The sequence below is a fragment of the Luteimonas sp. KH_071 genome, from assembly GCF_057838005.1.
The window spans coordinates 3,171,556-3,193,124 of the sequence record NZ_CM174458.1 but is presented as its reverse complement, the minus strand read 5'-3'; the positions used below and the strand labels follow the sequence as shown (position 1 = coordinate 3,193,124).

General features: G+C 68.2%; 25 protein-coding genes. 20 read left to right on the top strand and 5 right to left on the bottom strand.

Annotated features, from left to right (window positions below; translation table 11 throughout):
• Positions 1-84 precede the first annotated feature (84 nt).
• Genes AC3IRM_RS14765 through AC3IRM_RS14730 form a run of 8 tightly spaced genes read left to right on the top strand, consistent with a single transcriptional unit; the run spans position 85 to position 7,335 of the window.
• Positions 85-1,038 (top strand): acyl-CoA desaturase, encoded by a 954-nt coding sequence (locus AC3IRM_RS14765; RefSeq protein WP_489203842.1) that lies wholly within the window; start codon positions 85-87, stop codon positions 1,036-1,038.
• Positions 1,035-2,336 carry an NAD(P)/FAD-dependent oxidoreductase gene (locus AC3IRM_RS14760; protein ID WP_489203841.1) on the top strand — a complete coding sequence of 434 codons (1,302 nt, stop codon included), beginning with the start codon at positions 1,035-1,037 and terminating at the stop codon, positions 2,334-2,336. Before AC3IRM_RS14765 ends, AC3IRM_RS14760 begins: the two co-directional genes overlap by 4 nt.
• Entirely contained in the window at positions 2,333-3,148 is an 816-nt protein-coding gene (locus AC3IRM_RS14755; RefSeq protein ID WP_489203839.1) for a DUF1365 domain-containing protein, read from the top strand. Before AC3IRM_RS14760 ends, AC3IRM_RS14755 begins: the two co-directional genes overlap by 4 nt.
• Complete coding sequence (locus AC3IRM_RS14750; RefSeq protein WP_489203838.1) at positions 3,145-4,389, top strand: class I SAM-dependent methyltransferase; 1,245 nt, start codon at positions 3,145-3,147, stop codon at positions 4,387-4,389. Before AC3IRM_RS14755 ends, AC3IRM_RS14750 begins: the two co-directional genes overlap by 4 nt.
• Entirely contained in the window at positions 4,386-5,177 is a 792-nt protein-coding gene (locus AC3IRM_RS14745; protein ID WP_489203837.1) for a DUF1295 domain-containing protein, read from the top strand. Before AC3IRM_RS14750 ends, AC3IRM_RS14745 begins: the two co-directional genes overlap by 4 nt.
• Positions 5,174-6,256 carry an SAM-dependent methyltransferase gene (locus AC3IRM_RS14740; RefSeq protein WP_489203836.1) on the top strand — a complete coding sequence of 361 codons (1,083 nt, stop codon included), beginning with the start codon at positions 5,174-5,176 and terminating at the stop codon, positions 6,254-6,256. The genes AC3IRM_RS14745 and AC3IRM_RS14740 overlap by 4 nt, the downstream gene beginning before the upstream one ends.
• A 37-nt stretch (positions 6,257-6,293) precedes the next feature.
• The gene (locus AC3IRM_RS14735) at positions 6,294-6,884 is read left to right on the top strand and encodes a lipocalin family protein (RefSeq protein WP_489203835.1); all 591 of its coding nucleotides are present in this window, start codon (positions 6,294-6,296) and stop codon (positions 6,882-6,884) included.
• A 55-nt stretch (positions 6,885-6,939) separates the two neighbouring features.
• Entirely contained in the window at positions 6,940-7,335 is a 396-nt protein-coding gene (locus AC3IRM_RS14730) for a YbaN family protein (RefSeq protein WP_489203834.1), read from the top strand.
• 3 nt (positions 7,336-7,338) lie between these two features.
• Here AC3IRM_RS14730 and AC3IRM_RS14725 read toward each other — a convergent pair whose 3' ends face one another.
• Positions 7,339-7,773 carry a hypothetical protein gene (locus AC3IRM_RS14725; protein ID WP_489203833.1) on the bottom strand — a complete coding sequence of 145 codons (435 nt, stop codon included), beginning with the start codon at positions 7,771-7,773 and terminating at the stop codon, positions 7,339-7,341.
• A 12-nt stretch (positions 7,774-7,785) separates the two neighbouring features.
• Entirely contained in the window at positions 7,786-8,886 is a 1,101-nt protein-coding gene (locus AC3IRM_RS14720) for a DNA/RNA non-specific endonuclease (protein WP_489203832.1), read from the bottom strand.
• Between the two features lie 154 nt (positions 8,887-9,040).
• Between AC3IRM_RS14720 and AC3IRM_RS14715 the strand changes: the two genes are divergently transcribed.
• The 12 genes from AC3IRM_RS14715 (at position 9,041) to AC3IRM_RS14660 (ending at position 18,300) form a co-directional block, all read left to right on the top strand.
• Positions 9,041-9,337, top strand: a complete 297-nt coding sequence (locus AC3IRM_RS14715) for a hypothetical protein (protein ID WP_489203831.1) — start codon at positions 9,041-9,043, stop codon at positions 9,335-9,337.
• Between the two features lie 37 nt (positions 9,338-9,374).
• Positions 9,375-10,214, top strand: coding sequence for a diaminopimelate epimerase (dapF, locus tag AC3IRM_RS14710; RefSeq protein ID WP_489203830.1), 840 nt, complete (start codon positions 9,375-9,377; stop codon positions 10,212-10,214).
• On the top strand, positions 10,214-10,891 hold the full coding sequence (locus AC3IRM_RS14705; RefSeq protein ID WP_489203829.1) for a DUF484 family protein: 678 nt from the start codon (positions 10,214-10,216) through the stop codon (positions 10,889-10,891). The genes dapF and AC3IRM_RS14705 overlap by 1 nt, the downstream gene beginning before the upstream one ends.
• 10 nt (positions 10,892-10,901) lie before the next feature.
• A complete protein-coding gene (xerC, locus tag AC3IRM_RS14700; RefSeq protein ID WP_489203828.1) occupies positions 10,902-11,783 on the top strand; it encodes a tyrosine recombinase XerC in 882 nt (293 codons plus the stop codon).
• Entirely contained in the window at positions 11,783-12,379 is a 597-nt protein-coding gene (locus AC3IRM_RS14695) for a hypothetical protein (RefSeq protein ID WP_489203827.1), read from the top strand. The genes xerC and AC3IRM_RS14695 overlap by 1 nt, the downstream gene beginning before the upstream one ends.
• Before the next feature lie 56 nt (positions 12,380-12,435).
• Complete coding sequence (gene hslV / locus AC3IRM_RS14690; RefSeq protein ID WP_159680638.1) at positions 12,436-12,990, top strand: ATP-dependent protease subunit HslV; 555 nt, start codon at positions 12,436-12,438, stop codon at positions 12,988-12,990.
• A gap of 91 nt (positions 12,991-13,081) precedes the next feature.
• Positions 13,082-14,464, top strand: coding sequence for an ATP-dependent protease ATPase subunit HslU (hslU, locus tag AC3IRM_RS14685; protein ID WP_489203826.1), 1,383 nt, complete (start codon positions 13,082-13,084; stop codon positions 14,462-14,464).
• Positions 14,465-14,533: 69 nt separating this feature from the next.
• Complete coding sequence (locus AC3IRM_RS14680; protein ID WP_489203824.1) at positions 14,534-15,736, top strand: DUF1176 domain-containing protein; 1,203 nt, start codon at positions 14,534-14,536, stop codon at positions 15,734-15,736.
• A 40-nt stretch (positions 15,737-15,776) separates the two neighbouring features.
• Positions 15,777-16,235, top strand: a complete 459-nt coding sequence (locus tag AC3IRM_RS14675) for a hypothetical protein (RefSeq protein WP_489203823.1) — start codon at positions 15,777-15,779, stop codon at positions 16,233-16,235.
• A gap of 87 nt (positions 16,236-16,322) precedes the next feature.
• Entirely contained in the window at positions 16,323-16,679 is a 357-nt protein-coding gene (locus AC3IRM_RS14670; RefSeq protein ID WP_489203822.1) for a type II toxin-antitoxin system prevent-host-death family antitoxin, read from the top strand.
• Between the two features lie 2 nt (positions 16,680-16,681).
• The gene (locus tag AC3IRM_RS14665; RefSeq protein ID WP_489203821.1) at positions 16,682-17,314 is read left to right on the top strand and encodes an ATPase; all 633 of its coding nucleotides are present in this window, start codon (positions 16,682-16,684) and stop codon (positions 17,312-17,314) included.
• 242 nt (positions 17,315-17,556) lie between these two features.
• Positions 17,557-18,300 carry a hypothetical protein gene (locus AC3IRM_RS14660; protein WP_489203820.1) on the top strand — a complete coding sequence of 248 codons (744 nt, stop codon included), beginning with the start codon at positions 17,557-17,559 and terminating at the stop codon, positions 18,298-18,300.
• A 53-nt stretch (positions 18,301-18,353) separates the two neighbouring features.
• Here AC3IRM_RS14660 and AC3IRM_RS14655 read toward each other — a convergent pair whose 3' ends face one another.
• The 3 genes from AC3IRM_RS14655 to AC3IRM_RS14645 all read right to left on the bottom strand — a co-directional run bounded on the left by AC3IRM_RS14655 (position 18,354) and on the right by AC3IRM_RS14645 (position 21,542).
• Positions 18,354-19,232 (bottom strand): universal stress protein, encoded by an 879-nt coding sequence (locus AC3IRM_RS14655; RefSeq protein ID WP_489203819.1) that lies wholly within the window; start codon positions 19,230-19,232, stop codon positions 18,354-18,356.
• 12 nt (positions 19,233-19,244) lie between these two features.
• A complete protein-coding gene (locus AC3IRM_RS14650) occupies positions 19,245-20,873 on the bottom strand; it encodes a SulP family inorganic anion transporter (protein ID WP_489205938.1) in 1,629 nt (542 codons plus the stop codon).
• Between the two features lie 213 nt (positions 20,874-21,086).
• The gene (locus AC3IRM_RS14645; RefSeq protein WP_489203818.1) at positions 21,087-21,542 is read right to left on the bottom strand and encodes a nucleoside deaminase; all 456 of its coding nucleotides are present in this window, start codon (positions 21,540-21,542) and stop codon (positions 21,087-21,089) included.
• Positions 21,543-21,569 lie beyond the last annotated feature (27 nt).

The window sequence follows — 21,569 nt, the reverse complement described above, 5'->3', positions numbered from 1 at the left end:
GCGCATAAATGCAGGGGCGAGGCGTGCATCCGTTCCACGCGCCTGCGCGTATTTCCCGTAAGCCACATCCGCAGGAGTCCACCCATGTCGAGCGATCCCGGCCGCAGCGCGACCGGCACCCGCACGTTGCGCGCAAGTCTGGGCCGCTGGTTCGATACCGGCGCGCAGGCGAACGAAGTGCGCGAGGGCGACGACCGGATCGACTGGCTGCGCGCGACACCGTTCGTGGCGATGCATCTCGCCTGCCTGCTGGTGTTCTGGGTCGGCGTGTCGCCGATCGCGGTGATCGTGGCGGTGGCGCTGTATGCGATTCGCATGTTCGCGTTGACCGGTTTCTATCACCGCTACTTTTCCCACCGCACCTTCCGCACCTCGCGTGTGGTGCAGTTCGTGTTCGCCCTGATCGGCGCGTCCTGCGTGCAGCGCGGGCCGCTGTGGTGGGCGGCGCACCATCGCAACCATCACCGGCACACCGAAACCGCGCTCGATCCGCATTCGCCGCGCGTGCACGGGTTCTGGTGGAGCCACATGGGCTGGTTCCTGACACGCGAAGGCTTCCGCACAGACTGGTCGCGCATTCCCGATCTGGCGAAGTTCCCGGAACTGCGCTGGCTCGACCGCTTCGACACGCTGGTGCCGGTGCTGCTCGCGGTCGCCCTGTTCGGGCTGGGCGCGCTACTCGAGCGCGTGGCACCCGGTCTGGGCACCAGTGGCGGTCAGATGCTCGTCTGGGGCTTCTTCATCTCCACCACCGTGCTGTTCCATGCGACGGTGACGATCAACTCGCTGTCGCACCGCTTCGGCAGCCAGCGTTTCGAAACCGGTGACGACAGCCGCAACAACATCTGGCTGGCGCTTCTGACCTTCGGCGAAGGCTGGCACAACAACCATCACTTCTTCCCCGGGACCGTGCGCCAGGGCTTCCGCTGGTGGGAGATCGACCTGACCTGGTACGGGCTCAAGCTCATGTCGTGGGTCGGTCTGGTGCGCGATCTCAAGCCGGTGCCCGCATGGGTGCACGAGAAGGCGCGCGCATGAAGCAGCGCATCGCCGTCGTGGGCTCGGGGATCGCCGGGCTGGCCACCGCGTGGTGGCTGTCGCAGCATCATGCGGTGACGCTGTTCGAAGCCGATACGCGGCTCGGTGGTCATACCCACACGCACGATGTGCAGCTGGCTGGGCGCATGTTTGCGGTCGATACCGGTTTCATCGTGTTCAATCCGCAGCACTACCCGTTGCTGACCGGTCTGTTCGAATCGCTGGGCGTGGCCTCGCAGCCGACCACGATGAGCTTCTCGGTGCACAACGAAGCGGACGGGCTCGAATACAACGCGACCACGCTCGACACCCTGTTCTGCCAGCGGCGCAACCTCGTGTCGCCGCGTTTCTGGGGCATGTTGCGCGATCTGCGACGGTTCTATCGCGAGGCGCCGGCGCTGCTCGAGGGCGATGATGCCGGGCCGACGCTGGGCGAGTACCTGCAGGCCAACCGCTACGGCGCCGCGTTCCGCGATCTGCACCTGGTGCCGATGGCGTCGGCGCTGTGGTCGTCGCCGAGCGCGGGGATCCTCGAATTTCCGGCGCGCTACCTCGTGCAGTTCATGGCCAACCACCACATGCTGCAGCTCAGTGGCCGGCCGGAGTGGCGCGTCGTGCGCGGCGGATCATCGCGCTACATCGATGCGCTGCGCGCGCGCTGGTCGGTGATCGAGCGCGTCGGCTGTCCGGTGGATTCGGTGCGTCGGGATGCGGCAGGTGTGCAGCTCGCCTCCGCCGCCGGCAGCGAGCGTTTCGACCAGGTCGTGCTGGCCTGCCACAGCGACCAGGCACTGGCACTGCTCGACGATGCCGACGCCGCCGAGCGCGACATCCTCGGCGCGATCCGCTACCAGCACAATGAGACCGTGCTGCACACCGACGCGCGCCTGCTGCCGCGCAACCGCAAGGCCTGGGCGGCGTGGAACGCGCATGTGCCGGCCACGCCCGGCGCCGCGTGCACGGTGAGTTACTGCATGCACCAGCTGCAGAATCTCGATACGCCCGAGCCCCTGGTGGTCACGCTCAACCGCAGTGATGCGATCGATCCGGCGAAGGTGATCGCGCGCATGCGGTACGCGCATCCCGTCTACGACGCGGCCATGGTCGCGGCGCAAGGGCGGCGCGAGGAGATCCAGGGCAAACGCAGCACCTGGTACGCCGGTGCGTACTGGGGCTGGGGCTTCCATGAGGACGGCATCCGCAGCGCGGCGCAGGTGGCACGCATGTTCGGTCTGGGGCCGCTGGCTGCGGCCGGTCGCGCGCAGGCGACGCCGATGCCGGTGAGCGCGGTCGCATGAGCGGAGATGGCGATCGCGCAGCGCCGCCCGTACAGCTGCACAGCGCGGTGTACGAAGGCGTGGTGCGCCATCGCCGGTACCATCCAGTGCCGCACGCATTCTCGTATCGCGTCGCGCAGTTGTGGCTGGATCTCGACGAGCTCGATCGCGTATTCGATGGCCGCTGGCTGTGGTCGACCCGACGCCCGGCACTGGCCCGGTTCCGCCGCGCCGATTACCTCGGCCCGACCGACGTGCCGCTCGCCGAAGCCGTACGCATGCGGGTCGAAGTTGCGCTCGGGCGCCGGCCTGAAGGTCCGATCCGGCTGCTCACGCATCTGCGCTACTTCGGATTCGTGTTCAACCCGGTGAGTTTCTACTACTGCTACCGCGTCGACGGCACCACGCTCGACTGCATCGTCGCCGAGATCACCAATACGCCATGGAAGGAGCGCCATGCCTACGTGCTGCCGGCGGCGGATGCCGAGCGGCATGGCCGCGCGCTGCAGTGGGAGTTTCCCAAGGCCTTCCACGTCTCGCCATTCATGGCGATGGACCACCGCTACCGCTGGCGGCTGACACCGCCGGTGGAGGATCTGCACATCCACATGGATGTGCTGCGCGACGACGCGCGCGAATTCGACGCCACGATGACACTGCAGCGGCGACCCTTGGATGCAGGCTCGCTTGCGCGCGTGCTGTGGCGCTATCCCGCGATGACCGTGCAGGTGGTCGCCGCGATCCACTGGCAGGCGCTGCGTCTGTGGCTCAAGCGCAATCCGGTGCATGACCATCCGCGCCTGCCGCGAACCGAACAGGAGCCCTCCCGATGAACCAGATCGCCGCCCATGCGACGCCACGTGCGTTCGGCGCGCTCGAACGCGCGCTGCGCACGCGGCTCGTCGCCCAATTCGCACAGATGCAGGGCGGCGCGTTGCGGCTCGACGATGCACTCGGCAGCGAGACCTTCGGCGATGCGCAACTGCGTGCCGTGAACGTCCGCGTGCATGATCCCGCGTTCTACCGCCTGGTGGCCGCCAACGGTAGCGTCGGCGCAGGCGAGGCCTACATGGAGGGTCACTGGGACTGCGACGATCTCGTCGGCCTGGTGCGCCTGCTGGTGCGCAACCGCGATCTGCTGGACGGCATGGAGACTGGAGTCGCGCGCCTCGGCGGACTGGCGATGCGCGGCTGGAACGCGCTGCGCCGGAACACGCGCGACGGCAGCCGCCGCAACATCGCTGCGCACTACGACCTCGGCAACGATTTCTTCTCGCTGTTTCTCTCGCCGGACCTGATGTACTCGTCCGCGCTGTTCGAACGCGAGGACGACACCCTGGAAATCGCGTCGACGCGCAAGCTGGATCGCATCTGCGAGCGGCTGGCATTGCGGCCGGGCGACCGCGTGGTCGAGATCGGCACCGGCTGGGGCGGCTTCGCGCTGCACGCCGCGCAGCAATACGGCTGCCACGTCACCACGACGACGATCTCGCGCGAGCAGCATGCGCTGGCGAGCGCACGGATCGCCGAGGCCGGTCTGCAGGACCGCGTGACGCTGCTGCTGCAGGACTATCGCGACCTCGAGGGCACCTACGACAAGCTCGTGTCGATCGAGATGATCGAAGCGATCGGCGCGCAGTATCTGGAGACCTACTTCGGCAAGCTTGGCAGCCTGCTCGAGCCCGATGGCGCCGCGCTGGTGCAGGCGATCACGATCGAGGACCACCGCTACGCGCAGGCGCGCGACTCGGTGGACTTCATCAAGCGCTTCATCTTCCCGGGCAGCTTCATTCCGTCGATCAGCGCAATGCTGCAGGCCAAGACCGCGGCGAGCGATCTGCAGCTGCTGCAGCAGGACGACTTCGGCCCGTCGTATGCGCGCACGTTGAAGATCTGGCGCGAACGGTTCCTGGCGCACTTGCCCGAGGTGCGTCGCCAAGGCTTCGACAGACGCTTCGAACGCATGTGGACCTTCTACCTGGCGTATTGCGAAGGCGGCTTCCGCGAGCGCTCGATCGGCGTGTCGCACCTGCTGTTCGGAAAGCCGGGTCACGTCCGGATGGCGGCGGCATGAGTCCGCTCTGGACGCTGCTGCTGGTCTGGGCGCTCGCTGCGATCGCGATGACCGGCGCCTGGCGCTGGCAGAAGGCCCGCGACAACGCCGGCATCGTCGACGTGGTCTGGTCCTTGGGCGTCGGCGGCGCGGCGGTCGTCGTCGCGTTGCTGGGCGATGGCGCGCCGCTGCCGCGGATCCTGCTCGCTGTTCTCGGCGGTCTGTGGGGCCTGCGCCTGGCCGCGCACCTGTGGAAGCGCGTCCGCAGCGAAGACGAGGACGGTCGCTACGCGTACCTGCGCAAGCACTGGCACGGGGACCAGCGGAAGTTCTTCCTGTTCTTCCAGGCCCAGGCGTTGCTGATCGTGCTGTTCGCGGTGCCGTTCCTCGCGGTCACCACCAATCCGGTGTCCTCACTCGGCCTGCTCGCCGCGATCGCGGTCTGGTTGATCAGTGTCGGCGGCGAAGCAGTCGCCGACCGGCAGCTGGCCGACTTCCGCGCCGATCCGGCCAACCGCGGCAAGACCTGCCGGGATGGGCTGTGGCGCTACTCGCGCCATCCGAACTACTTCTTCGAGTGGTTGCACTGGCTGACGTATGTCCTTCTCGCGGCCGGCTCGCCGCTGTGGTGGCTCGCGCTGGCCGGGCCGTTGGTGATGTATCTGTTCCTGCGCTATGTCAGTGGCATTCCCTATACCGAGCAGCAGGCACTGCGGACGCGTGGCGACGACTATCGCGAGTACCAGCGCACCACGCCGATGCTGTTTCCGTGGTTCCCCAAATCCGACTCGAAAGGACCGTCCGCATGAATGCCGTGGCTCGCCCCGAACTCGAACGCGACACTGCTGCGCCCGGCCTGATCGGCATGGCCGAACGTGGCCTTGTGCCTGATGCGGCGTTGCGGCTGGGCATCCGCCGCCTGTGCGCACAGCGCCTGGCCGAGGAAACCGAAGGCAGCATGGAGGCGCAGTCCGCGCGCTTCGGGACACTGCTGCAGTCGCTGCGGACCAGCCCGGTCGCCATCCACACCGATGCGGCCAATACCCAGCACTACGAATTGCCGCCGGAATTCTTCGCGCTGTGCCTCGGGCGTCGTTTCAAGTACAGCAGCTGCTATTACCCGACCGGCAACGAGACGCTCGACGAAGCCGAGGACGCGATGCTGGCACTGTATGGCGCGCGCGCCGAACTTGCCGACGGACAGGACATCCTGGAGCTCGGCTGCGGCTGGGGCTCACTGACGCTGTGGATGGCGGAGCAGTTCCCCGGCGCGCGCATCACCGCGGTGTCGAACTCGCGCCCGCAGCGCGAGCACATCGAAGCGCAGTGCAGGGCGCGCGGGCTGGGCAACGTGCGGGTGATCACTTGCGACGTGAACCAGCTGGCGCTCGACACCGAAGCCTTCGACCGCGTGGTCTCGATCGAGATGTTCGAACACATGCGCAACTACCAGATCCTGATGACGCGCATCGGCACGTGGCTGCGTCCGGGCGGCAAGCTGTTCGTGCACATCTTCGCCCACCGCACGCTGATGTATCCCTACGAGACCGCGGGCGAGGACAACTGGATGGGCCGGCATTTCTTCACCGGTGGTCTGATGCCGGCGGCCGATACGCTGCTCCATTTCCAGCAGGGCGATCTCGGTATCGAACAGCGCTGGCTGCTCGACGGTACGCATTACGAGAAAACCTCCAACCACTGGCTCGCCAACCAGGACCGCAACCGCGATGAGGTGATGCGCGTGCTCGAGCAGGCCTACGGCCGGGACGGTGCAAAACTGTGGTTCCAGCGCTGGCGCATGTTCTGGATGTCTTGCGCCGAGCTGTTCGGATACGAGCGTGGCCAGCAGTGGCTGGTCGCGCATTACCGGTTCTCACGCGCGGGCTGACCGCGACCGACGCCGCACTCACGGCAGGAGGGGTTTCATGGCGACTTCGAACCGGCGGTTTGCCGCTGGCCTGATCTTCGCGGGCATCGCCACCGGCATGCTCGCGGCTTGTGGAGGCGGTAACGTGAAGGAACAGATTCCCCCGGTCGCGCACGTGGACGTGCCCCGTTTCATGGGCGACTGGTACGTCATCGCGCAGATTCCGACGCGACTGGAGCGGGAGGCATTCGACTCGATCGAGACCTACACCCTGCGCGAGGATGGCAAGGTCGACACGACCTTCCGCTATCGCGACGGGGGCTTCGACGAGAAGATCAAGACGATGCACCCGACCGGCACGGTGCGCGAAGGCACCGGCAATGCCATCTGGGGCATGCAGTTCGTCTGGCCGATCAAGGCCGAGTACGTGATCGTCTACGTGGACGACGACTACCAGCAGACCATCGTCGGGCGCAGCAAGCGCGATTACGTCTGGTTGATGGCGCGCACGCCCGCGATTTCCGAATCCGACTATGCGGCGCACATGGAGCGCATCACCGCGCTGGGCTACGACATCTCCAAGATCCGCCGCGTACCCCAGTCGGCGGCCGACCCGGCGCGCGTGCCCGACGCAAGCCGCGTCGAATAACCGGCGCAGACCGCGCGGCGCCCGGCGCTCACGGGCGCCGCGCATAGAATGCGTCATGCAACGACGCACGCGCTTCCGATGGGCCTGGTGGCTGCTGGCCTATGCCAGCCTCGGCCTCGGCATCGTCGGCGTGTTCGTGCCCGGTCTGCCGACGACGGTCTTCGTGCTGATCTCGGCCTGGGCCGCCGCGCGCGGCTCCGATCGCCTGCATCGCTGGCTGCTCGCGCATCCGCAATTCGGTCCATCGATCCGCGACTGGCAGGCGCATGGCGCGGTGAGCCGGCGCGCGAAGTGGCTGGCCACCGGCACGATGACGGTCTGCGCCGCGGTTCTGCTCGCGTTGATGCTGTGGATTCCAGCGCATCGCTGGTGGATGACCGCATTGCCGATCGCGTGCATGGCCGCAGTGGCGGCCTGGCTGTGGCTGCGGCCGGAGCCGCCGGCAGCGTGATGCCTAGGGCGCGCCGGTCTCGGCCTTGAAGCGCTCGAGGTAATCGCGATAGCGCGTGTCGTTGAGGTTGCCCGACAGGCGATACGGCGCGTTGTAGGCGAACTGGAAGTCGTACTGGCCATCGCGCTCGACGACCAGCGTGCTCGTGGTCCAGTCCTGGCCCTTCTGCGCGTGCATGATCCTGCCGATCTGGGCGAAGCCGGCCTTGGCTTCGGGCGACAGGCGGAACGCGACCTTCTCCAGCGGACCGTCGCCCTCGCGCGCGATCGCGAACGAGATGCTGCTGGTGCGCGGCGCGCCGCCGTCTTCGGACAGCGATTCGAAATCGACCACGAGGCGCAGCCAGTCGCGCGCGCCCCATTCGCCGTCGTTCACATCCCGGACGCTCGCCGCGACGGCACGCACGGTGTCGGCATAGGCGGCATTGAGATCATCCATGGCGGGTTCGCATCACTTGTTGGGGAAGGTCTGGTCGATCCAGTCGCCGCCATCCACGCGATATTCCGCAACGAAAGCGTCGGGACGGTTGCTGGTATTGCCCGGATTGTATTGGGGCGATACCCGCATATCCACCTCGTGCCCGTTCCCGGCGAGACGCGCGAGTTCGTTCTCGAACCGCTTGTACTCGCCGTTGTTGAGGTTCGGCAGGCCATCGCCGATCGGCTTCCCGTTGCCCGGCACCACGTTCAGCCGGTTGGTCGGTCCGGCGAGACGGTCGGCGATGATGTGGAAGCCGACGTCGGTCGCGCGGCCTTCGTTGCCGATGTCGCGCTGCAGGCCGGCATCGTTGCGGCCGACCGGTTCCAGATCCACGCGGCCCTCGGCGCGGATCACCCGCGCCTGGTCGTCGGTGGTCCAGCGGTAGTTGCCGAATTCGTAGACGGTGTCGGGACGCGCGGCGTTGGCGGCGAGGTTGAAATCGTCCATCGACTCGAATGCCAGCACCGGACGGCCGCCGACTGTGCGACCGGTCTCGGCGTCGGCGAGTATGTCGCCCAGCTCCGCCTCGTCGGCGCCGCGTGCGGCGGTGGTACGGCCCGCGTCGCCCAGATCATCCGTGCGCCCGGCGACGCGCGCGGCATCGGCAACCGTGTCGGCGGCATCGGCCGCCTTCGCGCCCTTGGCCGCCTTGTCGGCGCCCTTGGTGCCGACCACGGCCAGCACCAGTTCGGTCGCACCGCGGCCGATGGCTTCTCCGTAGTTGCCGGCCTGCCAGTCGGCCTGGATCGGATCGACCACCGCGTCGACCAGCAGCCCCGGATTGCGGGCGAGGGTGGAGACGACTTCGGCGGCGGCTTCCATGCGCTCGCCGCCGCGTGCGGCCGACGGCAGCCAGTCCGGTGCGTCGAGGGTGTCGCCGGTCGCCCGTTCGTACAGGCCGTTGACGCCGTCGACTGCCAGGCCTGCCGGGCTCAGGTCGTAGCTGGCCTTGAGCGCGTTGCCGCCGAGCGTGACCACGCCTTCGCCGGTCTCCCACAGCACTTCGCCGGCGCCCTTGAAGACGCCGCCCACCTGCGAGGCAGCGTTGCCCAGCCCATCGAGAATGCCCATCGTGCGGTCCTGTCGGCGCGGATTGGGCAAAGTCTGGGCGTGGCGGCAGGCCCGGACAATCTGGGGCCGACCCTTGGTGCGCTGTCATCGTGCGGTCATCTGAACCGCAACGCCGGTGATGTCGCCCGTGACGCGGCGGGCTACACTTCCGCCCATGCATACCCGTCTTCTGCCGATCCTCGCCGCCACGCTGTTGTTGTCCGCCTGCGGCAACAAGGCCGATCTCCTGCAGCCGCGCCAGGTGCCGCCGGAAGACCGCGGCCGTTACATCTTCAAGTCGTCGATTCCGACCCAGGAACAGCTCGACGCCGAAGAGGAAGCGGCCTGGGAAGACGACGCCGATGAAGCGGCCACGGACGACGACACGACCGACGACGCGACCGGTACGCCGCCCGCGCAGCCGGTGCCGCTGATCCGCGACGTGCCGCCGGCCACCACCGGAACGCCGTGAGCCTGCGCGACACCCGTTGGCACCGCTGTCGTCCCTGATGTCCGGAACCGTCTCCCCGCTGCGCTTCACCAAGATGCACGGCGCCGGCAACGACTTCGTCGTGCTGGACCTGCGCGGTGACGTGCCGCCGCCCGATGCCGCGCTGTGCCGCGCGCTCGCCGATCGCCACACCGGCGTGGGTTGCGACCAGATCCTCACCGTCGAGACCCCGCGCGCCGCCGGCGTGCTTGCCCGCTATCGCATCTGGAACGCCGACGGCTCGGCCTCGCAGCAGTGCGGCAACGGCGCGCGCTGCGTGGCCGCGTGGCTGGTGCGCGACGGCGTGGGCGGTGATGCCTTCGTGCTGGAAAGCCCGGCTGGTCTGCATGCGGTCACGCGCGAAGGCGCGGGCTATCGCATTGCGATGGGGGTGCCGGAGTTCGTCCCGGGCCGCATTCCGATGGCCGGCGTCGACGCGGCGCAGCCGCTGTACACCCTGCCGGTCGACGGCATCGGCACGCTCGCGTTCGGCGCAGCGTCGATGGGCAATCCGCATGCGGTGATCGAAGTCGACGATGTCGAGTCTGCGGACGTCGAACGGATCGGCCGCGCGCTGCAGGCGTCGCCCTGGTTTCCCGAATCGGTCAACGTCGGGTTCGCCCAGGTGGTGGCGGACGACCGCATCCGCCTGCGCGTGTTCGAGCGCGGCGTCGGCGAAACGCTGGCGTGTGGCAGTGGCGCCTGCGCGGCGGTCGCGGTGCTCGCGCGTCGTGGTCGCACCGGGCGCAGCGTCGCCGTATCGTTGCCCGGCGGCACCCTGCATATCGACTGGCCGGCCGACGACGTCACCTTGTCGATGGCCGGGCCGGCCGCATTCGTTTTCGAAGGGGAATTGTGATGAGCGAGACGACCGAGAAACTCGGCGCACACGAAGTCGCCACCTGGCTGCGTCGTCACCCGGGTTTCCTGCAGCAGTTCCCGGATCTGGCGCTGACCCTGGTGGTGCCGCGCGAGGACGGCCCGGCCGCCTCGCTGGCGAGCTACCAGCTCGAAGTGCTGCGCGACAAGAACCGTGAGCTGTCGAAGCGTCTGCGCGATCTGTTTGCGATCTCGCAGGAAAACGAGCGCCTCGCCGTGCGCACGCACCAGCTCACGCTGGCGTTGATGCGCCAGTCCGACCCGGCGTCCACCGTGCGTGCGCTCGCCGCGACGCTGGCGGAAGACTTCAACGGCGATCTGGTGCGCATCGTGCTGTTCGCGCCGGTGCCGGGTCTGGAGGAAGACTGGTTGCAGGTGGTCGCGCGCGATGACCGACTGCTGCAGCCCTTCGTCGATTGCCTGAAGGACGAAGAGCCGCTGTGCGGCCGCCTGCATCCGGACAAGCAGTCGCTGCTGTACGGCCCGCGCGTCGATGAAGTGCATTCAAGCGCGTTGCTGCCGCTGGCGGGCATCGGCCTGGTCGCAGTGGGTAGCGGCGACGCCAACCGCTTCTATCCCGGCATGGGCACGCTGTTCCTGCGCATGATGGGCGAGGCGTTCGCCACTGCGATGCGACGGTTCGACAGCGCCGCCTGAGCGCACGCGCATGCACGCCGACGTCGACGCGTTCCTCGACCATCTGCAGATCGAACGGCGGATGTCGGTGCACACGCTCGACGCCTACCGGCGCGATCTGACTGCACTGGTCGACTGGACCGGTGCGCAGTCACGTGGCGATCTGCGCGCGCTGCACGGCGAAGACATCCGCGCCTTCGTCGCCGCCGGCCATCGCGGCGGACTGTCGCCCAAGAGCCTGCAGCGTCGATTGTCCGCGTGTCGCAGCTTCTACCAGTGGCTGCTCAAGCACGGCCACATCAGCGCGAATCCCGCCTCGGGCGTGCGTGGTCCCAAGGCGCCGCGCAAGCTGCCGCAGGTGCTCGATGTCGACGAGGCCACGCAACTGGTCGAGGTGCCGGTCGACGCGCCGCTGGGCCTGCGTGACCGGGCGCTGCTGGAACTCTTCTATTCGTCGGGTCTGCGCCTGTCGGAGCTGGTCGGCTTGCGCTGGCGCGATCTGGATTTCGACGGCGGCCTGGTGACCGTGCTCGGCAAGGGCAGCCGCCAGCGCAGCGTGCCGGTCGGCAGCCATGCGTTGCGCGCGTTGACCGAGTGGCGCATCGAAAGTGGCGGCACGTCGGCGACGCCGGTGTTCCCCGGTCGCGGCGGCGCACCGATCTCCGCGCGCGCCGTGCAGCTGCGCCTGCGCCTGCTCGCGCAGCGCCAGGGCCTGTTCAAGCGCGTGCATCCGCATCTGCTGCGGCATTCATTCGCGAGCCACGTGCTCGAGTCGTCCGGCGACCTGCGCGGCGTGCAGGAGCTGCTGGGCCACGCCGACATCGCGACCACGCAGATCTACACCCATCTCGATTTCCAGCATCTGGCCAAGGTCTACGACGCCGCGCATCCGCGGGCGAAACGGAAGACTTGATGAAGGAAGACATTCTCGAGCAGCTTTCGGACGATTGGTTGCAGTCGAAGGGGTACTTCACGCGACACAATCTGAAATTCAAGCCGAAGGCCTCGGCGCCCGGGTTCGAGCTACGCCAGGACTCGGTAGCGAGCGACATCGACGTCGTCGGTTTGCATCCTGCGCTCGAGGGGTGCGATCGAGTCGTCGTCGTGAGTTGCAAGAGTTGGCAGGCCGGCTTTGATCCGAAGGCAAAGCTGTCCCAGATCGAACGCGACATGCGTGTCGGCGGGCGCGAGGCTTGGCGAGGGTTCAGGGAGCTGGTTCAGCCCAAGTGGGCGCAGGCATTCCTGGAGGCGGTCGAGAACGCGACCGGTTCGCGTACCTTCACGTATGTCACAGCTGTGACGCGCTTGAACGGTGATCGCGCTGTGTGGGAATCGTGTGCCGGCTTCCACCGTGCTCTGGAAGGCAATCCGATCCGGATCGTGACTCTGGCGGAAATGGCCGGCGATGTGGCAGGCGCATTGACAACCACGGTGGCGGCGTCAAATTTCGGACGAACGCTGCAGCTCCTCAAGGCGTCTGGGTTTCTGTCCGGCAATACGGCCCGCTGAGCCCTTGCGTCGGGGCACGAAGCCCCCATCCAGTGGATTCGATCCTTGGAGGCCGCATGGACCCCAGCCAGAATCCCAACGTATTCCACGCCACGACGATCGTGTCGATCCGCAAGGGCGGGAAGGTGGTCGTCGCAGGCGACGGCCAGGTCACGCTCGGCCACACCATCATGAAAGGCAACGCGCGCAAGGTGCGTCGCCTGGGCGAGGGCGGCAAGGTGCTCGCCGGATTCGCCGGCGCCGCCGCCGATGCATTCACCCTGTTCGAACTGTTCGAAGGCAAGTTGCAGCAGCACGGCGGCCAGCTGGTGCGCGCCGCGGTGGAGCTGGTCAAGGACTGGCGCACCGATCGCCGCTACGGAAAGCTCGAGGCGCTCCTCGCGGTGGCCGATGCGGAAACCTCGCTGATCATCAGCGGCAACGGCGACATCATCGAACCCGACGACGGCATCATCGCGATCGGTTCCGGCGGCTCCTACGCGCTGTCGGCGGCGCGCGCGCTGCTCGCGCACACCGAACTTGATGCCCGCACCGTCGCCGTCGAGTCGCTCAACATCGCCGGCGACATCTGCATCTACACCAACCGCAACGTGGTGGTCGAAGAGTTGTGATCGAACTGTGGCGGCGCGTGTCGATCCGCCGGGTCGCACGCGCCTGCCGGTCGCGCGCACCCGCCCACGCTTCTACGGACACCCGATTCCCATGACGAATGCCAATTCCTCGACCATGACCCCGCGCGAGATCGTGCAGGAACTCGACCGCCACATCGTCGGCCAGAACGCCGCCAAGCGCGCGGTCGCGATCGCGCTGCGCAACCGCTGGCGCCGCGCGCAGCTCGACGACGATCTGCGCAACGAGGTCATGCCCAAGAACATCCTGATGATCGGCCCGACCGGCGTCGGCAAGACCGAGATCGCGCGCCGTCTGGCGACGCTCGCCAACGCGCCGTTCGTCAAGGTCGAGGCGACGCGCTTCACGGAAGTGGGCTACGTCGGCAAGGACGTCGAGCAGATCATCCGCGACCTCGCCGACACCGCGGTCAAGCTCTACCGCGAGCAGGCCAAGGTGCGCGTGCGCACGCAGGCCGAGGACCGCGCCGAGGACCGCATCCTCGATGCGCTGCTGCCCAGGCGCGAGGCACCGCAGCCGGCGTTCGGTTTCGGCGCGCAGACCGCCACCGTCGACATCGGCGCCGAGCCGTCGAAGGAATCGGAGACGCGGCAGAAGCTGCGTCGCCAGTTGCGCGCCGGCGAGCTCGACGATCGCGAGATCGAACTCGAGCTCAGCGCCGGGCAGGGCATGGACATCATGACCCCGCCGGGCATGGAGGAAATGGGCCAGCAGTTGCGGCAGATGTTCGCCAATCTCGGCGGCGGCAAGACCCACAAGCGCAAGCTCACGATCCGCGCCGCGCGTCCGCAGCTGGTCGAGGAAGAAGCCGGCAAGCTGGTCAACGAAGACGACGTGCGCGAGGCCGCGATCGAAGCCTGCGAGCAGCACGGCATCGTCTTCATCGACGAGATCGACAAGGTCGCCAAGCGCAGCGAGAGCGGCGCGAGCGGCGCCGACGTCAGCCGCGAAGGCGTGCAGCGCGATCTGCTGCCGCTGGTCGAAGGCAGCACGGTCAGCACCAAGTACGGTTCGGTGAAGACCGACCACATCCTCTTCATTGCATCCGGTGCGTTCCACTTGGCCAAGCCCAGCGATCTCATTCCCGAGATGCAGGGCCGCTTCCCGATCCGCGTCGAACTGACCGCGCTGACCAAGGACGATTTCGTCCGCATCCTCACCGAGCCCAAGGCCGCGCTGACCACGCAGTACGTGGAACTGCTCAAGACGGAAGGCGTCGGCCTGACGTTCGCGCCGGATGCGGTGGAGCGGCTTGCCGAGATCGCCGCGCACGTCAACGAGCGCCAGGAGAACATCGGTGCGCGTCGCCTGCACACGGTGCTCGAACGCCTGCTCGATTCGCTGAGCTTCGAAGCCCCCGACAAGGGCGGCACGGTGCTCATCGACCGCGCGTATGTCGACCAGCAGCTGGGCGATCTGGTGCAGGACCAGGACCTGAGCCGCTACATCCTCTGACGCGCGGCGTTCATCACGATCGGACATCGGGCCCGCATCATTGCGGGCCCTTTCGTTGGAAGCACCGCGATGTCGAATGGCGTACGCAAGACACTCGTCCTGGTGGGGCTGCTGGCATCGTTGGCTGCGTGCACACAGCGCGATGCGGCGACGCCGGCATCCTCAGCCGAGCCCGTGACGGCACCGGACACCGACGCGGCGTCTTCCGTAGATGCGTCCGACTTGCAGGCCGTGCCGCCCGGCAGACCCGCCGCGCCGGTCTACCGCACCTTCCGCGATGTCGTGGTGGCCTGCGACAACATCCGCCGGTGCGCCGCGATCGGCGTCAGCGACAGCGCGTCAGGCCTGGTGCTGTCGCTGATCCGCGATGCAGGCGCCGATGGCGCGCAGTCTTTGCTGCTGAGTGCACCGTGGGCGGACGTGGACGCCTCGTCGCTGCGACTCGACGGTGTCGCCGCGTCCGCGATTGCGGCGCTGCCCTGGGAGCGCGATGCAGGCGAGAACGCTGCCTTGCGCATCGAGGATCCCGCGGCGATCGCGCGCTTCATCGATCTGGTCCGCAATGGCACGCGTCTGGGCGACGACCAGGACCGCAGCGTGTCGTTGTCGGGCCTCAATGCGGCGCTGCTCTACATCGACGAACACCAGCAGCGACTCGATACGCCCGGCGCGTGGGCGCGCCGTGGCGAGCGGGATGCCGCGGCTGTTCCTGCGGCGCCGGCGCTGCCGGTCCTGGTGCGACCCGCTTCGGCACCGCCGCCGTTGTCGAACGCCGATGCCGCGCGTCTGACGGGCAGCGTGCGTGCGTCGCAGGCCGCTGCGCTGCGTGCGCACGAATGCAACGAGGCCGGCGGCGATTTCGATGTCTCGCGCGAGGATGCTGCGTACCCCCTCGATGCGGCGCACGCGCTGGTCTTCATCAGCTGCTACAGCGGCGCCTATCAGGGCTCGAGCCTGGTGTTCCGAGCGGCGCGCGACGGCAGCGACGTGACGCGGCTGACCCTGCCGGCGCCGAAGCTCTCCGACGACAGCGTGAACCCCAGCGAGGATTTCGACCTGCTGGTCAGCCCGGGCCTGGACGCCGCCCACGGCACGCTCGCGCAATTCGCGAAGGGCCGCGGCATCGGCGACTGCGGCTTTGAAGCGACGTGGCAGTTCGACGGCCAGGCGTTCCAGCTGTCGCACTACGCCGAGATGCAGACGTGCGGTGGTCTGAGCGCCGATGCGTGGCCGGTGCTGTGGCGCGTGGCCGAGCCTGCCGCCGCGCCTTGAGCCCGTCGGGCGACGTTGCCACAATCGCCCGCCCTGTCCGGTGCGCCGCCCATGTCCGTGTTGCTTCGAATCGTCGCGATCCTGCCTGCAGATCGCCGGTGGTTTCTACGGCCTCGCCAGCACGCTGATCCGGCTGGCCTCCGGCGGCGCGGGTGGCGCCGCGGTGCTGGTGCTGGTGATCGGCCTGCTGCTGTCGACGTTCGCGATGATCGCCGGTGTGCTGCTGCTCGAAGGCGACGCGCTCGGCGAGCGGCTGTCGCGGATCGCGCTCGCCCTGCAGATTCCGGTTATCGCCACGCCCTGGCTGACCTACGCCTGGCACGCCGGCGCTACGGTGCCGCTGCAGTTCCGGTTCGGCCGCAGCGTCGTGGTCGACCTCGACTGGTCGGTGCCATCGGAAGCCTTCCGCCTCGCGCTCGCGGGCCCATCCACTGCGGCGCTGGGCGTGAACCTGCTCGCGCTCGTCCTGTGGCTGGTCCTGCGCCTCTCCCGTCGCTGAGCCGGACCGGAACGTCGGGCCTCGCGTGAAGGGCCAGATTGGCCAATTGGGGTATATTTCCCCATACCCGCCGCAGGAGCGATCGCGATGACGATGTCCCTCAAGCTCGACGCCCTTGATGCGCTGCCGCGCACGCCGGCGTCCGACGTCAAGAAGCTCGGCTGGCGCGGCGTGATGAAGACCATCGCCCGCGGCGGCAAGGTCGTCGTGACGCACCACAACACGCCCGAGGCGGTGATCCTGTCGGCCGAGGAATACGGCGAGATCCTGCAGGCGCTCGACGCCGCGGGTGCGGCCCAGCGCTCTGCCCTCGACACCCTGCGCACACGCTTCGATGCGCGCCTGGCCGCGCTGCAGGCCGGCGACGCCGGCGCGAACCTGCGTGAAGCGATGCGTGGTCCCGCGCGATTGCGCGGCAAGGTCAAGGCCGGCGCGACCTGCTGAGCGTGGCGCGCCCGGTCCTCTACGTGCTGGCCGGCGTCAACGGCGCCGGCAAGAGTTCGGTCGGCGGCCATCTGCTCGAACGCGCCGGCATGGCGTGGTTCAACCCCGACACCTTCGCGCGCGACCTGGCCGCCGCGACCGGCTGTTCGATGCCGGAGGCAAACTCGGAGGCCTGGCAGGAAGGCATGCGCCGGCTCGATGTCGCACTGGCGAGCGGCCACAGTTATGCATTCGAAACCACGCTCGGCGGCAACACCGTGCCGGCGCGCATCGCCGAGGCCGCGCGCACGCACGATGTGCTGATGTGGTTCTGCGGGCTGTCGTCGGCCGAGCAGCACATCGCACGCGTGCAGGCGCGGGTCGCGGTCGGCGGCCACGACATTCCCGAAGCGAATATCCGCGCGCGCTGGACCCGTGCGCGCGAAAACCTGATCGCGCTGATGCCTGTGCTCGCGCAACTGCAGGTCTACGACAACAGCGTGGACGTCGCGCGCGGAGAAGCCGTGCCGGATCCGGTGTTGCTGCTGGAGATGATCGACGGCGCGCTGGTGTTGCCGGGTGCGGATGACCTGACGGCGCTGGCGAAGACGCCGGAGTGGGCGAAGCCGGTGCTGGAAGCGGCGCTGGGTTTTTGACGTCGGCGTAGGTGGACGTACTCCGTTCGCGCCAGGCGTCTTTGCCATGACGGGATGGATCGACGGGCTCAAGCGCTGCGCGCTGAAGGGAACGCATCAGTCGCGCCACGCACTGCCGCCGCCATATCCACGCGCATTTCCACCGTTACATCGGCAGGAACCGCGATCGACGCCACGCCGGCCCGGTCACAACGCGCGCGTCGCACGCGTCTTCTCCAGACATACATGGAAGGAGCGCGCCGATGTTGTACGAATCTGTTTCAGATGCCGGATCCGAAGGCTGGCCGATGCGCCGTCTCGGCGTCTGGCTGTCCGACGCCTGGCGCCTCTTTCGTGACGCGCCGTTCCGGCTCTATGCGCTGGCCGTGCTGCCGATGCTGGTGGAGATCGTCTTGCAGGTCGGTGTGCCCGGAGCCGGCGTCGTGCTGTCGAAGCTGGTGGTGCCGGTGTTCTCGGCATGGGCCTTGCTGATGGCGCACGGGGTGATAGCGCGCAACCGCGCCGATGCGACAGGCGCGCTACGCGCGTTGTGGCGGATCCGCTGGTCGCTGCCCGGGCTGGCCCTGCTGAGCACCGCGGTGTTTGGATTCCAGTGGCTGGTGCTGCTTCTGCTCGCCGGACCTGTTGGCGCGATGGCGTTCATCGCCCCCGATCCGGCGAATCTCACGTCGCTGACCCGACTGGACACGGCGATCAGCATCGCATCCGGTGCGATACCGGCCATCGCATTGCTGTTCTTCGCCGGCAGCCGGATCGTGCTGGACGGCGTGCCGGTGTTCACCGCCATCGGCGAGAACCTGCGGCTGCTGCGGCGCCATCCGGCGCCGCTGCTGGGCTGGATGCTCGCCAACGTCGGCCTGCTGATGGGCCTGGTCTATCAGCCCTGGATCCTGCTGCTGTTGCTGCCGCTGGGCCTGGTCGCCTACGCCGCATGGCGCGACGTGTTCGGCCCGACGGACGCTGCAACCGGCCTCATGCGCGACTGACCCGGCCTCCACGCGGCATTGCCAGGCCGCCCGGGCGGCCTGGCGCATGTCCGTCAGCGCAACAGCAGCACTGGCACCGCGCTGGTCTGCAGCACCTGGGTGGTGGTGCTGCCGACGATCAGCCTGCGGATGCGCGAGTGCCCGTAGGCGCCCATGACCAGCAGGTCGATCGCCTGGGCGTCGAGGAACGCGGGAATCGCGGATTCCGGTGCGCCTTCGACGGTGTGCGGGTGGACCTGGAATCCCGCGGCGGTGAGCTCGGCGACCGCGGCGGCACGTTCGCTCGCGTGGTCGTCCGCACGGCCGGCCGTCACCAGATGGCAGTCGAGTCCCTGCAACAGCGGACTCGCCGCGACCATCGCCACGCAACGACGCGCGGTGGCACTGCCGTCGAAAGCGATCGCGAAGCGGGCGATCGGCTGCATCGCGCGCGTGGCGACCAGCACCGGGCGATGCACCGCGCGGACCGCCCGTTCCAGATTGCGGCCGAGGTGGCCGCTGGCGCCATCGGCATGGGCGCCGCGACGGCCGAGCACGAACAGGCGCACGTCGCCTTCCAGATCGGTGAGTGCATCCACCAGTGTGCCGTGGCGCAGGCGCGGTTCGGCCTCCAGTCCGGCGCTGTCGCGCAGTTGGGCGCGGATCTGGTCGAGCAGCGCGCGGCCATGGCGCTGCGCCAGCTGGCCGCGCTGTTCGTCGTGGGCAGCCAGCTCGGCCAGCAGCGCTTCCTGGCTGCCCAGCGACAGGCTGCCGCTGAAGTCGGCCGGCGGCGTCGAGGCCGGGTCGCGCTCGATCGCATGCAGCAGATCGAGCGGCACGTCGAGACGCTGCGCGGCCCAGGCGGCGAGATCGGCGACATCGCGTGCGTGAGCGGAGGGGTCGATGGCGGCCAGTACGCGGCCGCCGGCGGGGATCAAGGGTGCGTCAATCATCTGCATCGCTCCTCAGTGGCCGCCCATCAGGCGTTCGGCGTCGGGTTTGTCGTGCACGCCGAGGCGGTCGACGATGGTGGCGCTGGCCTGGTTGAGGCCGACGACGTCCACATGCGTGCCTTCGCGGCGGAACTTCAGCACCACCTTGTCCAGCGCGCCGACCGCGCTGAGGTCCCAGAAGTGCGCGGCGGAGACATCGATGGTCACACGCTCGAGCACTTCGCGGAAATCGAAGGCCGACACGAAACGCTCGGACGAGGCGAAGAACACCTGGCCGGTGACGACGTAGGTGCGCGCCGCGCCGTCGGCGTCGACGGTGGAGCCGATGTGCAGCACGCGACTGACCTTGCGCGCGAAGAACAGCGCCGACAGCAGCACGCCGGTCAGCACGCCCTTGGCGAGGTCGTGCGTGGCGACGGTGACGATCACGGTACCGAGCATCACGATGCTCGACGTGCCCGGATGCGTGCGCAGCTGTTTGATCGAGCTCCAGCTGAAGGTGCCGATCGACACCATGATCATGACTGCGACCAGCGCCGCCATCGGAATCGTCGCGACCCACGGACCGGCGAACACCACCAGCATCAGCAGCACCACGCCGGCGACCAGGCACGACAGGCGCCCGCGGCCGCCGGATTTCACGTTGATCACCGACTGGCCGATCATCGCGCAGCCGGCCATGCCGCCGAGCAGGCCGGACGCGATGTTGGCCACACCCTGACCGGCGCATTCGCGGTTCTTGTTGCTGGGTGTGTCGGTGAGATCGTCGACGATCTGCGCCGTCAGCAGCGACTCCAGCAGGCCGACCACGGTCAGCGTCAGCGAGACCGGCAGGATGATCCACAGCGTGTCCAGGGTCAGCGGCACGTCGGGGAACAGGAACACCGGCAGGCTGTCGGGCAGCGCGCCCTTGTCGCCGACGGTCGGCACCACCAGTCCGAAGTACAGCGCCAGCCCGGTCAGCAGCACGATCGCCACCAGCGGCGCGGGCACCACGAGGTTGCGGGTCCAGCGGAACAGGAGCGCCACGGCGGCGAGGCCGAGCACCGCGACGACGTACAGAAGCCGCGGCTCCATGCTGCCGAAGGTCAGCGCGAAACCGATCACCAGCAACAACAGACCCACGCCGGGGAACGTCAACCGTCCCAGCCACGGCAGGCCGTAGATGATCAAAAGGCCCAGCGCGACCATCGGATACACCAGCGCCGGCACGCCGATGAGTTCGGGGATCTGCGCCATGAAGATCAGGATCGCCAGCGCATTGACGAAGCCGGTGATCACCGAGCGTGAGACGAAGCGCATCAGCACGCCGAGCTTCAGCGCGCCGGCGACGATCTGCAATACGCCGGTCAGCAGCGTGGCGGCCAGCAGGTACTGCAGGCCGTGGTCGCGCACCAGGGTGACCATCACCAGCGCCATCGCGCCGGTGGCGGCCGAGATCATGCCCGGCCGGCCACCGGTGAACGCAATGACGACCGCGATGCAGAACGAGGCGTAGAGGCCGACGCTCGGATCGACGCCGGCGATGATGGAGAACGCGATCGCTTCGGGAATCAGCGCGAGCGCGACGACGAGCCCGGCGAGCAGGTCGCCGCGGATATTGCCGAACCATTCCTGGCGCAGCGTGGGGGAGAAATTCAATGGAATGCCCTGGTAACGCCCGGACACGGGTCCGGGGGGATGAGATCGAAATGCAGCCAGCAGGAGACGGCCGCGTCAGCGGCAGGCGTCGGATGCTATGGCGGCGTGATCGTCATCAAGGCAGGGATTCGGCGCGGCGGGCCGATGCCACGCAGGCATCGTCGAGGCGCGCAGTGTAATCGAAGGCGCCACGCGTCGTCGCGCGGCTGGCGCTCAGTCCTCGCCGATGTCCTCGTTCCAGACGTCCGGATACGCGGCGATGAAACCGCCGAGCAGGTCCACGCATGCCTGGCTCTGCAGGTCGATGACCTCGACGCCAGCCTCACGCAGCCAGTCGATACCGCCCTGGAAGGTCTGCGATTCGCCGACCACCACGGTGCCGATGCCGAACTGGCGCACGAGGCCGCTGCAGTACCAGCACGGCGCGAGCGTCGTGACCATGATCGTGTCGCGATACGAGCGCTGGCGCCCGGCCTTGCGGAAGGCGTCGGTCTCGCCGTGGATCGACGGATCGCTTTCCTGCACGCGGCGGTTGTGGCCGCAGCCGAGCAGGCGCCCGTCCTGGTGATACAGCGCGGCGCCGATCGGGATGCCGCCTTCTGCCAGGCCCTGGCGGGCTTCGGCGATCGCGGTGTCGAGCAGGGCGCGGTAGTCGGGCGTGGCGATCATCGGGCACATCGTCTGCAAATGGCCCAT